Annotated in this window: 12 protein-coding genes; all 12 read left to right on the top strand. The window is 65.6% G+C overall.

From position 1 onward, the window contains the following. Positions 1 to 326 precede the first annotated feature (326 nt). The 12 genes from Cs7R123_RS31435 (at position 327) to Cs7R123_RS31380 (ending at position 12,997) form a co-directional block, all read left to right on the top strand. Positions 327 to 1,688, top strand: a complete 1,362-nt coding sequence (locus Cs7R123_RS31435) for a SagB family peptide dehydrogenase (RefSeq protein ID WP_212831893.1) — start codon at positions 327 to 329, stop codon at positions 1,686 to 1,688. 395 nt (positions 1,689 to 2,083) lie between these two features. Then, complete coding sequence (locus Cs7R123_RS31430) at positions 2,084 to 2,782, top strand: hypothetical protein (protein WP_212831891.1); 699 nt, start codon at positions 2,084 to 2,086, stop codon at positions 2,780 to 2,782. 386 nt (positions 2,783 to 3,168) lie between these two features. Beyond that, on the top strand, positions 3,169 to 5,124 hold the full coding sequence (gene gyrB / locus Cs7R123_RS31425) for a DNA topoisomerase (ATP-hydrolyzing) subunit B (RefSeq protein ID WP_244872258.1): 1,956 nt from the start codon (positions 3,169 to 3,171) through the stop codon (positions 5,122 to 5,124). 600 nt (positions 5,125 to 5,724) lie between these two features. After that, entirely contained in the window at positions 5,725 to 6,009 is a 285-nt protein-coding gene (locus Cs7R123_RS31420; RefSeq protein WP_212831889.1) for a hypothetical protein, read from the top strand. A gap of 98 nt (positions 6,010 to 6,107) precedes the next feature. Further along, complete coding sequence (locus tag Cs7R123_RS31415) at positions 6,108 to 7,460, top strand: radical SAM protein (RefSeq protein WP_212831887.1); 1,353 nt, start codon at positions 6,108 to 6,110, stop codon at positions 7,458 to 7,460. Next, on the top strand, positions 7,457 to 8,158 hold the full coding sequence (locus tag Cs7R123_RS31410) for a hypothetical protein (RefSeq protein ID WP_212831878.1): 702 nt from the start codon (positions 7,457 to 7,459) through the stop codon (positions 8,156 to 8,158). Before Cs7R123_RS31415 ends, Cs7R123_RS31410 begins: the two co-directional genes overlap by 4 nt. Then, positions 8,155 to 8,760: a S9 family peptidase gene (locus Cs7R123_RS31405; RefSeq protein ID WP_212831876.1), complete on the top strand. Its 606-nt coding sequence runs from the start codon at positions 8,155 to 8,157 to the stop codon at positions 8,758 to 8,760. The genes Cs7R123_RS31410 and Cs7R123_RS31405 overlap by 4 nt, the downstream gene beginning before the upstream one ends. After that, positions 8,757 to 9,782: a radical SAM protein gene (locus Cs7R123_RS31400; RefSeq protein WP_212831873.1), complete on the top strand. Its 1,026-nt coding sequence runs from the start codon at positions 8,757 to 8,759 to the stop codon at positions 9,780 to 9,782. The genes Cs7R123_RS31405 and Cs7R123_RS31400 overlap by 4 nt, the downstream gene beginning before the upstream one ends. Positions 9,783 to 9,998: 216 nt before the next feature. After that, positions 9,999 to 11,270, top strand: a complete 1,272-nt coding sequence (locus Cs7R123_RS31395; protein WP_212831870.1) for an AMP-binding protein — start codon at positions 9,999 to 10,001, stop codon at positions 11,268 to 11,270. 18 nt (positions 11,271 to 11,288) lie between these two features. Further along, on the top strand, positions 11,289 to 11,537 hold the full coding sequence (locus Cs7R123_RS31390; RefSeq protein WP_212831867.1) for an acyl carrier protein: 249 nt from the start codon (positions 11,289 to 11,291) through the stop codon (positions 11,535 to 11,537). After that, on the top strand, positions 11,534 to 12,211 hold the full coding sequence (locus Cs7R123_RS31385; protein WP_212831865.1) for a 2OG-Fe(II) oxygenase: 678 nt from the start codon (positions 11,534 to 11,536) through the stop codon (positions 12,209 to 12,211). Before Cs7R123_RS31390 ends, Cs7R123_RS31385 begins: the two co-directional genes overlap by 4 nt. Before the next feature lie 12 nt (positions 12,212 to 12,223). Then, positions 12,224 to 12,997, top strand: coding sequence for an aspartyl/asparaginyl beta-hydroxylase domain-containing protein (locus Cs7R123_RS31380; protein WP_212831863.1), 774 nt, complete (start codon positions 12,224 to 12,226; stop codon positions 12,995 to 12,997). Positions 12,998 to 13,218 lie beyond the last annotated feature (221 nt).

The following is a 13,218-nucleotide window of genomic DNA, read 5'->3' as shown; positions in this document are numbered from 1 at the left end:
GATCGGCTGATGAGCACCCGGGCCCACGACCGTCTCGGCCACGCCTCAGCTCCTGGCAGACGTACACATACATTTATGATCATCATGTTCGTGATGTTGCGCCATTCAGGAACCGGCCGAGGTCCGTGATGCTCACACCAGCGTGCCGAACGGCGATTGCGACCGGCCTAAGACGTATCGGATAGGACGCGGAGGCTGCCGCTGGCCATCGATGGAGGTCAGGATGAGATGGCTTCAGTGTGATGTTTACGTTCCTGGCGTTTCGTGCGATCCGCAAGTACCGTGGCCGGAACCGAGCTGGCTCTCGTTTTCTCATAGGACGGACGATGACGACCACAATGGCTCCCGACCGGATCGCGGTGACGGTACGCCGTGGCATCACATTCGAACCCGTGACCGACGGACTCGCGATCACCGGTCCGACCTGGTCGACGGTCCTCCCGAGCGCCGATCCCCAGCTCGCGACCGCCCTGTGCGAAGCACTCGCCGAGGCAAGACCACCCTCGTCCGTAGTGCGCGAGGTTGCCGGCCGGATGGGCCTGGCCGCGGTGGCCGCCGCCTACCAGACCATCGCACGGCTCCAGGGGGCGGGACTGCTGGACCGCGTCGTGCTCTCCGAGGGGCGGGTGGTCGCCCGGCTGACCGGAGAGGGCACGGTGCCCGCCTCGGACGCCACGATCCAGGATGGACCCCATCTGCGGTTGTCGAAGTTCGCGGTGATGACCGGCCACGGCGGGACCGCGGCATTGGCCAGCGGCCGCGACCCGAGGCGGGTCGAGGTCGATCCTCAGCTCCTACCCGACATCGTCGGCGGTGGCCTCGCCGCGAGAACGGACTGGCCGGGCGTCGGCGTACGCCAGCTGCTGCTGGCAGCCGGGCTCTGGGTCGATCCGGCAACGGAACTCGAGGCGGGCGGCTGGACGCCGTGGGAGCTGTGGTTCTATCAGCGCACGACGGAGTGGCGCGGCTCTGACCGGTATGGCGGCACCTACCCGTTCACCGGGGATTCGCCGCCGTACGCGACACCGGTCACCGGGCGGCTCTTCCCCCTCGACGTTCCGGATCTCGCGAGTCGCGAGCGCACGGACCCCCCACTGGTCGAGGTGGTCGAACGCCGCAGATCCGCTCGGCACCTCACGCCGCCGTCGATCGCGCAGGTCGGCGAACTGCTCTACCGCAGCTGTCGCGTACGCCGCTCGTTCTACGACAGAGGGCTGGAGGTCGTCGACCGGCCGTGCCCCTCCGGTGGGTCCATCCACGAGCTGGAGACCTACCTGATCGTCACCGAGTGCGAGGGCATCGAGCCGGGGCTCTGGCGATACGTGGCCGACCAGCATGCGCTCGAACTGATCAGTGCCGACCCCGCCCGCTGCGCCACCCTTGCGCAAGACATCGGCGACGTCGGGAAGATCTTTACCCCGCCGCCGGTGGGCATCGTGCTCGCAGCACGCTTCGGCCGGCTGATGTGGAAGTACGAGACAATGGCGTACGCCCTGGTCCTCAGGCATGTGGGCGTCATGTACCAGACGCTCTACCTCAACGCGTACGCCACCGGTCTCGGCGTCCGCGGCCTCGGCGGCATGTCGAACTACGCGTTCGAGCGCGTGAGCGGCCGCGACCCGCTCGTGGAGGGCATGGTCGGCGCGATGCTCCTCGGCGTGCCCACGGAGCCGGAGGCAGGGTCATAAAGTCTCGACTCACGACACCGGACAGGCCGCGGCGACTCGATCGGCCCGCACCCGTGCCGCGTGGGCGCGGCGAACACCCCGGTGGGCGGTTCTCTCGATGCGATAGGTCGTGTGGCCGCCTCGTCTGACGGCGCGGGGGTGGCTACGCTCCTACCTCGTTGCGGCCCACCCTGAGTTCGGTGGTCCAGCCTGGTGTCGGTACACGGATTCGTTGATTGACCTGGAGTTATGTGTGATCGTCCGGCGACCGGGGCGGGTCACTGGGGCAGGCGGCGGTGCGCCCCGAGCTGCGGCGTGCGAACGCAGCGGATCCCTGCGCCTGGCTTGCATCGGCAGGGCTGCGGTAATAATCGCAGCAAGACTTACACATCAAGCGTCCATCGGAGAAGGCATCGATGACGAGCGAGGCCATGCCCCCTTTTCGGCACACGAACATGGTCAATTTCGATGATCCTGCCGCGGGAGCGCGCCCCCTGCTGGCTGATGAGGGTCGGCACCGACTTCCCGGCAACATCACGACACGTCTCCGCGAGATGGGCGCAGCCTGCAATGACATCAGCCTCGCCCTGGCCGCCGCGGTGCTCGACCTGGTCCGCTACACCGACCGGTACGAACTTGACCGCGCGAGTGACAGCGAGACCTCCCTCGGCACCACCGAGGCGCTGATCGCCGTCACCGCGTCGCACATCGACAGTCTCACCCGGCTCTACGCGGATACTGCGGCGGTCTACGCCGTCTGGGCCTGCGAAGTCCTCGATGAGACGGTAAGACGGCGGCCCATCAAACAACCCGAATATCTGCATATAGCCGCCGTCGACATCTACCTTCTCACGGGTGTGCATCTACCCCTCGTCCAGATCCCCGTTACCGGTGACCAGCGCATCCAGCAGACCCAGCTGCACAACAACGCGCTCGACGCCACCTATCGGCTGCTCGCCGCGGCGATAGACGAGATCCGGCAACCGGCCAATATCCGGCGTGACAACGATCGTACGAAGGCAGTGACCGTCGAGCCCAGGTTCGCCATGCTCCTGCATCAATATGCCACCGACTGCATACAGGCACTTCCCTTTGCGGCAGGTCTCTGCGAGTGATCTAAGGGTGTCGAGGTCCTGGCCTGTTCGTGAAGAAGTGGATCAACGGCTGACGGCTGACCCAGCACTGGGGCGATCAACCTCGGAAGATCCACGTCGACCATACGGGCTGCCGCCACATCGATGGCGGCGCATCACCCGAAAGGTGACAAAGTCCTAATTGGGGCCAGGCGTGTCCGCGGGCGCCATACCCCGTGCCACACCGGCTAGTCTGCTATGAACGTACCGGGTCAGTAAATCGCGTACACGCCGTCCTCGGCGGTCGCGGCAGGTAGCGCCGAACTCGCTGCGGCTTGCGGTGTCCTGCCGCAGCGCCGGCTGAGAGCGCGTGCGCGTGTCAGCACGTCCTGCATCCGACTGAGGTGCAGGCGGGAAAGCGATGTGCGGTGAACACGGCTAAAAAGCCCACGGATGACTACAACGCCTCATCGATCACGGTGCTCGAGGGACTCGACGCGGTGCGCAAGCGCCCCGGCATGTACATCGGGTCCACCGGCGAACGCGGCCTCCACCACCTGGTCTGGGAGGTTGTGGACAACGCGGTCGACGAGGCGCTCGCGGGAGTGTGCGACACCATCGGGGTGACCTTGCTCCCCGACAACGGAGTCCGGGTGACCGACAACGGTCGTGGATTCCCGGTCGACATCCATCCCCAGACCAAGATGACCGGCGTGGAGATGGCGTTGACCATGCTGCACGCGGGCGGGAAGTTCGACGGCAAGGCATACGCGGTGTCCGGCGGCCTGCACGGCGTCGGCGTATCGGTGGTGAACGCCCTGTCGACCCGCGTCGACGTCGCGGTGCAGAAGGACGGACATTTCTGGCGCCAGAGCTTCGTCCACTCGAAGCCGGAAGGCCAGATGGCCAAGGGGGAGCCCACGGATCAGACGGGCAGCTCCGTCAGCTTCTGGCCCGACCCGACGATCTTCGAGACGACGGACTTCAAGTTCGAGACCATCTACCGCCGTCTTCAGGAGATGGCATTCCTGAATCGCGGACTGACCATCACTCTGCGCGATGAGCGCGAGGTCGAGGGACGACCGGTCGAGGATCGGTCGGTCACCTTCTGCTACACGGAGGGGATCTCGGACTTCGTCCGCCACCTCAACCAGACCAAGAGCCCGATCCACAAGTCGGTGATCGAGTTCAGCGCGGAGATCACGGGCCGGTCGGTCGAGGTCGCGATGCAGTGGAACGAGTCGTACGGCGAGTCGGTCTACACCTTCGCCAACACGATCAACACGCACGAGGGCGGCACGCACGAAGAGGGCTTCCGGGCGGCACTGACCACGGTCGTCAACAAGTACGGCGCGGACAAGAAGATCCTCAAGGGCGACGACAAGCTCTCCGGCGAGGACATCCGGGAAGGGCTCGCCGCGATCGTCTCGGTCAAGCTGACCGAGCCCCAGTTCGAGGGGCAGACCAAGACCAAGCTCGGCAACACCGACGTGAAGGGCTTCGTGCAGAAGGCCTGCAGCGAGTGGTTGTCGGACTGGCTGGAGCGCAACCCGGCCGAGGCGCGCGTGATCATCACGAAGGCGTCGCAGGCGGCCCGGGCCCGGATCGCGGCGTCGCAGGCGCGCAAGCTCGCGCGGCGCAAGTCGCTGCTGGAGTCGGGCTCGATGCCGGGCAAGCTGGCCGACTGCCAGTCGACCGACCCGAAGATGTGCGAGCTGTTCATCGTCGAGGGCGACTCGGCCGGCGGCTCGGCCAAGCAGGGCCGCGACCCCCGAGTGCAGGCCATCCTCCCGATCCGCGGCAAGATCCTGAACGTCGAGAAGGCGCGCATCGACAAGGTGCTGCGCAACAACGAGGTCCAGGCGCTGATCACCGCGATGGGCACGGGCATCCACGACGAGTTCGACATCGAGAGGCTGCGGTACCACAAGGTGGTGCTGATGGCCGACGCGGACGTCGACGGCCAGCACATCCAGACCCTGCTGCTGACCCTGCTCTTCCGCTTCATGCGGCCGCTGGTCGAGCTGGGCCACGTCTACCTCGCGGCCCCGCCGCTCTACAAGATCAAGTGGAACAAGAAGGGCGACGACTTCCAGTACGCCTACTCCGACCGGGACCGCGACAGCCTCATCGCCCTGCGTCAGGAGAAGCGGGCGAACGCGAAGCCGGACGACGTGCAGCGGTTCAAGGGTCTCGGCGAGATGAACTACCCGGAGCTGTGGGAGACCACGATGGACCCGGCCACCCGGACGCTGCGCCAGATCACCCTCGACGACGCGGCTACCGCGGACGAGCTCTTCAGCGTTCTGATGGGCGAGGACGTCGAGGCTCGGCGGTCGTTCATCCAGCGCAACGCCAAAGACGTTCGCTTTCTGGACATCTAGCCCGTCGCATGTCGCGGCTTCCTTCGGGGGGCCGAATGGTCCTCCACGCAATTGTTGTGCTGCGTGGAGGACCATCAACTCAAAGAGGGCGTCAGCGCCTCTTTGACTTCCCGATGACAGCCATGTTTCGATTCGCTGTCATCGCAGCTCTCCTCGCGGTCGCCGCGACTGGGGAATGGATTCGCGTGACCTGCCCGCGAGTGCCGCGTCCGCGTGCCGAGGAAGCGGTGGCCGTCCGTGCGGCGTCGCGGCCGCGGTGCAGACGTTCTCTTCCGGGCGGCTGATTTCGCAGCGTAGGGCCGGTTCCCGCCGCCGGCTGTCGCCGGTGATGCGACACCTTACGTGTGCCGACATATTCGTGGAGCCGAATGGTTCGGCAATCGATATATTGACCATCGCCAGTGTGATCCTGTAAAAAATCATTACGGCTCGCGCCAAGGACCGAGAGGAAGTTCATGCACCACTGCTTGCGCGCGATTGCCTCATGTTGCACCGCGTCGGCTTCTTTCTTCTGAGCGGTAATCGCTTGCGCAATGACGCAGTCGACCCGCCGGCAGTCAGGCTGACAGCGGAAAGAATCCAACGCGACAGGGAGTTCACATGGCAGAAACCACGGAACTGGTTCGTACGGACGCCGAGCTGGTGGCCGAGACGGCTGCGCGGCTTGACCGGCTGGTCGAGCGCCTCGAGGACGAGGCGTTCGCGACCGCCCTCGCGAACAACCCGAAGGAGACGATGATGGCGGCCGGCCTGACCCTCGACCACGAGGGTCTGGAGGCCTACATCCGGACTGACCCGGAGCGGTTCGAGACGGTCACGGACGCGCTCTTCCAGCGCGTCGACTCGGACTTCCTGATGGCGATGTCTGTCCCCTCCTGCTGCTAGTAAGCCCTCAGCCGCCGCAGATGCAGCTCTCGGTTCATCTGCGGCGGCTGATTGCCTGCGATAGGTCCCGGAAGTCGCTGAGCTAGAGGTGAGTACACATGGCACGTATCGCGTTGGTGAACCTGTCCAGTCTGTCGATGCCGGGAAATGACCCGATCTTTCCCTTGGGCATTGAGCGAATTCGGCAGGTCCTGTGCGAGGCCGGTCACAGCGTGCGTGTCGTCGACTTCCAGCGTGAACCGCAGCTCCAGCGTGACCACTCGTGGGTTCGCCAGGGCTGGGACGTGGTCGGCATGACCATACGCAATGTCGATCCCATCGAACTCGCCTGCGAGAGCCACGTCCCGCATTATCGCGATTACGCTGCCGACCTGCGCGAAGCAGCGGGAGCTGCGGCCGACTCGATCCTGTGGGTCGGCGGCGGCCCCGGCTTCAGCCTCTTCGCCCAGGAGTTCACCGAGGCCCTGAACCTGAATGTGGGAGTCGTCGGGCCGGGCGAGAGCGTCATGCTGCGTCTCTGCAAGGATCCGCTTCGCTCTGCTGAACAGCGCAACGTCGTCGTCACGGGAACCCCCGACCCGAAGTTCTCCACCCGTGTCATGGACTACGACCCCGAGCTCATGGCTGTCTACGCCAGCAAGCGCAGCGCGATGATCGGTGTCGAAACCCGCAGGAAGAGCTGCTACCAGGGCTGCACCTACTGTCCGTACGCGCACATCACGAAGGACGACTGGGGCGCGGAGCGGGACATTCCCGCCCTGCTGGCCGAGGTGCGGGCCATCCATGACGCCGGGATCAGGCAGATCTTCTTCACCGACGCGATCTTCAACGCCGACATCCGGTATGCGAAGAAGGTCGTGGCCGCTCTCAACAGCGACCTGGACTGTCCCGGCCTGAGGTGGTCTGCCTACTTCACGCCGAAGCCGTTCGACCGGGAGTTCGCCGCGCTGCTCGCGGAGAGCGACGTCGAATACGTCGTCATCTCACCCGACAGCCTGCACCCCGGGATGATGAACGAGATCGGGAAGTCCTTCGGCATCCAGCATGTCGACCGCTGCCTGGAACTGTGCCGGGAATTCGGTCTCAAGCCGAAGATCAATGTCGTGCTCGGTGGACCTAATGAGAACGAGGACACCGCTCGGGCCACACTTGAGTACATCAACCAGAACCTGGAGCCTCAGGAGCTGGTGCTGCATATCGGATACCGTGTCCTGCCCGAGACCGCCATGAGCCGGCAGACGGAGACGACTGCCAAAGAGCTCCTGGAACCCACCTTCCTTCACATCGACCCCGAGATGTTCGGGTGGCTCTACAAGTACCTGGACTCCAAGTTCCTGAAGCCGGAGTTCATCCTCAACGCCGCAGCGGCCAAGCGTGGTCTGCGCAGCCGTCGAGTCGTGCGGGCACAATACTCCGTCGCGCGCAAGCTGCTGCCCTTGGCGGTCCAGTGACCAGCGGCGACGGGGGCCAGCCGGAGGCGGTGCAGCTTCGCGCGGACATGGAACTCACCCACGCGGTCCAGGCGCTGCTGCCCGAGAGGAAGGTCGTCGAGGAGGTGGCCTCCGCCGACGAGTATCTGTGGATGGCCCTGGTCGACAAGGACAGGGTGCTCGCCGCTCACCGGGCTCTGCTGGCGAACAGGTGCGTCTATCTGCGTGCCGCTTTCGCGTTCGACCAGGACGTGCGATTCCCCACCTACCGTCTCGCCAAGGCGATCATCGGCCGAGCTGAGCAGTCTGGTCTCCATCGGGCTCACGTGTGGGTGGAAACGCGGGGACAGGAGGGAAACATGGCCCGGCTCCTGGGCGTGTTGCAGTCCACGACCCCGCTGCACCGGTATCGACTTCCCCAGGCCGCATGTCTTCGCCCTGCGCAGGCGCAGAGTCCGACGGACGCCGACCTCTGGGTCCGAGATGGTCGCTGCCTGGTCTCCCACCCCTCCTTCGGCGCCGACGGGCTGCCCGGGCCTGCGGTCTCGCGGGTCCCCGGAACGCCACCCGCCCACCTTCTCGACGAAATCGACGAGATCGAGGTGGCGCTCCCCGCGTTCGACATCAACGCGGCCTTCGACCTCCGAGGCCGGGGAGCAAGGCGCATGAGCCGCGTTCCGGTGATGCACGGGATCGTGAACCTCCGGGTCGGGTCATGAGGCACGGTCTCGCGCTCCACGGCGCCGGCGACACGGCTGACGCGTTCACGAGCAAATTCGCGTATGTCGCGACGAACACCGACTCCGTGGCCTGGCATGTTCCCACTGCCGACAAGAAGCCGAGTGTGTCGGACGCGCTGCACTATGCCGGACTCGCTCAGCGCAGGTACACGTTTCCCTGCTGGAACATCGATGAACTCGCGGAGTCCGCGGTGCCCGGCGGAGTTCTGCTCGGGTTCTCCATGGGCGCGATAACGGCGATGCGGCTGCTCCACGAGTCGAAGCCGGACACCTTCTCGGCCCTGGTCTGCATCGCGGGCTGCTACAGCATCCTGCAGCAGGTCACCGGCTTCTACGACCCGCCCCAGCGGACGAACACCAGAATTCTGTTCATCCACGGAAGCGACGACCGCGAGATCCCTCCCGCGCTGTCCCGCGAGTGTGCCACAGGACTTCTTCGCAGCTCTCACACAGTGGACTACTGGTCTGTTCCGAACGCTGGGCACAACTGGACCGAACTGGGTCTGCACACCCAGGGAGCTCTGGCCGACCGTCTAGTGCGCTGGATCAACACGCAAGTGAAAGGAACCCCGGCGCCATGAAGATGACGACGCTGCCACTGCTAGGACCACCGTCGACGACGCGCACCGCCACGCGCCTCACCCGCAGCGAGATCCTCGCGGGACTGGCGGCACGCGGTGCGGAGCAAGCACTCCTCCACCAGCGTGCCGCGGCCATCCGTGACGAGTCGTTCGGGCGGCAGGTCGTCCGCCGCGGGGTGATCGAGATCGGAAACCCGTGCCGAGTCGACTGCACATACTGCCCGATGCGCCGAAGCAATAACCGGGACAACGACCAGTACTTCATGACCTCGGATGAGATCCTCCGCCGGTCGGAGGCGATCCACAGCGCGGGAATCGACGTCGTGCTGCTCCAGGCCGGCGAGACGCCCAAAGCGGTCGACCGCGCAGCCGATGCGATCCCGAAGATGATCGACGCCTTCGGTGGTCGCCTTGAGATCATCTTGAACCTGGGGTCGCTCTCTTTCGAGACGTACAAGTCGCTCGCCGGGCTGGGGGCGACGACGTACATCCTGAAGCATGAGACCAGTTCAGACGATCTGCACTACTTCCATCGGGGAGAGCTGCTGTCCGACCGGATGAAGCACTGGTATCTCGCTCGGGAGGCGGGGTTCAAGATGGGGACCGGCATCATCTCCGGTCTTCCTGGCCAGGACTACGACTCGCTCGCCGACGAGATCGTCTTCATGCGTTCGATGAACCCGGACATGATCTCGGTGAGCCCGTTCGTTCCTGCGGACAACACGCCCCTTTCGGTCTCCCCTGCGGGCAGCGTCGATGATGCGCTGAACTTCCTGGCGCTGACCCGCATCGAGCACCCGCACGCCCTGATCCCGTCCGTGAGCGCTCTCGAGAAGAACGAGCGGGGCGGCCAGGCGGCAGGCCTTCGAGCCGGTGCGAACGTCATGACGGTGAACTTCACCGGTTCGGCGCAGGACAAGTACTTGATCTATGGGAAAGACCGCTTCGTCGTCATGGCCGACCACGTGCAGACCATTCTCGCCAACGAGGGCATGGGCAGCCGGGGCTCGCTGTACATCTGATGTCAACGATCTTGAATTTGCTTGGTAGACCGTATCGGGATGTCGCCCATGCTTGCACCGGATTGCCTGAGGCAAGGGCGGCGGCGACCGAGACGGGCATCGTCACCGCTGGCCGATGGGGTGTTGCACGGTAATGTCGACTGCGTTCGTGGCCGCTCCTTCAGCGGATGTGCCGGTGCTCCGTGCCGATGTTCGCCGGAGTAGGGCGGTGGCGTCTTGAGCTCGCTCTTGGACGAGCTTGCGTCCTCGGGGGCCACCTACAACCGCCGTCACGCAGCGGAGCTGATGGACCTGGCGGGGCTGACCCTTGCCGCCGACACGCTCCCGGGCGCGGTGGTCGTCGTGCGTGAGACGGAGTCCGAGAAGGCTCTCGGGCTGGTGCTCCTCAGCTGGGCGTCCGGGGCTGTTCCGCTGCTGGCTCCGGTTCCTCCCCGAGACCGCCGGCAGTGGGTCGGCGGTAGCGGCAGCCATGTCATCGAGGGGGCGGTCGCCGAGTGGGGGCTGCCCGACGGATGCGCTCTCCTGCAGGAGACGTCCGGCTCGACCGGTCGCGCAAAGATCGTGATGCGGGGCAGCGAGTCCCTTCGGTGGGAGCGGCTGGCCTATCGGGAGCTGCTCGGAAGTCCGGCGAACTCACTGGTGCACAACGTTCGCCTGGAGCAGTCACTCGGTATCGGCTTGACGCTGGCAGCCATGCTCGACGGAAGATCGGTGCTCCACGCGGAGCCGGAGCGTTCCGGCCGCATCATCGACGCCGCGACCGAGTCATGCGTCCTCGGCGGTACGCCGAGCACCCTGCTGGTGTTGATCCGCAACTGGTCACGGAGCGACATCCGACCCGGCGCGGTCTTCTGCGGGGCGGGGCGTCTCGCGCCGGAGATAGTCGCGGGCAGGGACCGCCTATGGCCGGAGGCCCGGATCGTGACGGGGTTCGGGAGCACCGAAACGGGCGGTGTCCTGGGCGGTGACGAGTCCGGCGAGCTGCTGCCCGTCGGCGGCGTCGAGGTGCTGAGTCCGGGGCGAGGCGAGATGGCGCTGCTCGGCGTGCGAATGCCGCACCGAGTCCTCGGCTATCTCGGGGACGTTCCGTCAGCTCGCGCAGGCGACGAGTGGGAGTTCTCCGACCTGTTCAACGAGCAGTCGTACGGCCGGTACCGGCATGTCGGACGGGTCTCGCAGTCCCTGCGCCTGCGGGAGCAGTACCGCCACTTCGCTGATCTGGCCGGCCTGCTTCGCGAAGCCGAGCGGAACTGGACATTCGCCGAATTCGACTCGAAGCGCGGCATCCGGGAGCACTCGCTCGTCATCGAAGGCGCTCCCATGACGCCGGATCAGTTCGCACTCATAAGTTCCCTCGCCAAAAGCATCGACGACTCCATCTCGGTCCGCACCATCGCGAAACTGCCGACGACCGATCTGGGGAAGGTCCGCTGGGATGCGCTGATCCAGCTGCTCGACGAACGCGACGGAGAAGAGGCGGTGATCTAGGTGGAATTCCGTGATCTCATGACTGAGCTGCAGGCGGTCCTGGCACGCGACGTGGACTCCCTTCGCGGGCTGACGGTGGAGCAGTTCGCGGCGAGCCCGCTGCGGGAGCTGGGCGTCGATTCGCTCGCCCTCACCTCCCTGGCGGTCTTCGTCTCCAGCCGCTTCGCGCTGGAGATCCCGGACGACTTCCTGTTCTCGGATGACGTGGAGCGCGCCGAAGGGTGGACAAGAATGATTCATTCCCAAAAGGACGGAGTAGTCATATGAGCGGCGATGTGGTGTACAAGGGAAGCCGGTTCTCCGTCGTCGACAACTTTCTCGACGCTCCGACACTGGCGGCTGCGCGTGATTGGGCCCGCAGCCTGGAGATGGAGTTCCGCCCCTCGGTCATCGGCGGCGCGGACAACGGCTCATGGCGAAGCGCCAATTTCAGTCACGCGTCCGATTCCGAGGACGCTGTCCCTCATATCGGCAGCGTGCTCGCCGAGCTCACCCGTGACGAAACGCCGTGGATGGTGCGGTCCGACGCGCGGGCGAGCAGCGCGGTATGGCGGTATCCGAAAGGCAGTTCCCTGGGTTGGCACAACGACTGGGGCGGCGGTCGCGTAGGCGAGTTCGTCCTGTTCCTCCACCCGGAATGGCGGCCGGACTGGGGTGGCGAGCTGGTAGTCCTCGACGAGCCGGCCGAGCACGTCAGCCTGACTGCGAAAGCAGGGTCTATCTCGGTGGAGGAGTACGTTCTCGGCAGCAAGGGGATGCCTACCATGGTGGCCCCGAAACCGAACCGCATCGTGTTCCTGCAGGCGGGTACGCCGCACACGGTCAAGCGGGTCGAGGCGTCATGGGGCGAGCACGAGCGGCTGACCCATACCGGTTTCGTCTCCAGTCGAGAGGCCATCAACCGGCAGCGAATGGATCGGCTCATGAGGGTCGTCGACTAAGAGGAGTTGGAAATGGAAGATTTCTCGGGAGCCCGCAGCCGAGTCGAGCGGTGGGCGCAGGACAACGATGTCGATGTGAGCGACATCTCCCGCATCCTCGTCGGCCTGGAGGCGAGCGCGGCGGGCGAGGCAGGCATCGCCGAAACGGGTCAGAACCCGAATTTCGGAGTGCGGGGACTGAAGTCCAAGCCCTTCTGGTCGAGGGACGAGATCCCCTGGTGGGACTCGGTCCAGTCCTCCTGGGAGAGTGCTTGGGACGAGTTCCGCGCGAATCGCGACCTCGTAGGCGGCGGCTCCTCGGTGAAAGACGACTTCCTGTTCACCAAGGGGAGCTGGGACACCGTCCAGCTGGTTCATCGCGGGGTCCGGCAGGAGGCGGCCAAGTCATTCCCCAAGACCATGGGGATCCTGGAGGGCACGCCGGGCGGCGCCGACTGCGGCATGTCGTTCTTCTCCACGCTTCGACCTGGATCGGCGATCCGCCCGCACACGGGATACACGAATGTCCACCTGCGCGCGCACCTCGTGCTCAAGAAGGCCGACGGTGCCCGGTTCCGCGTCGGCACCGAGTGGGTCTCGTGGGACGAGGGCGGCCTGCTGGTCTTCGACGACACGTTCGAGCATGAGGCGATCGCGGACGACACTCGTGAGCGCGTGGTGCTCCTGTTCGACATCTGGCATCCCGATCTCTCCCCGGTCGAGGTGCGCGCGGGCACGGAGGCCCTCAACTATCTCCGGAGGAGAAGCAACCGGGACAAGATGATGGAGCACTTCGCCAAGAAATAGCGCGAGCCGCCTGCGTCGAGCGACGGGTCGGAGTGCGCTCTGAAGGGCTGGTTCCCAGCCTGGCGGAGGCCTGCGGCCCGCAGCACCTGAACCGTTCGAACAGCACGAAGGCAGGCGCGAGCGGCGGCCTGTCAGGGGTCGGCGTCACGGCGCCGCATCGGTGGCGGGTCACCGCTGCGCTGCCGCGAGCGGCGCATATCTCGTAGTGGCGAGTAGGGGGC

Source organism: Catellatospora sp. TT07R-123 (genome assembly GCF_018327705.1).
GTDB lineage: Bacteria > Actinomycetota > Actinomycetes > Mycobacteriales > Micromonosporaceae > Catellatospora.
The sequence above is the reverse complement of the archived record's forward strand: the minus strand, read 5'-3'. Positions and strand labels throughout refer to the sequence as shown.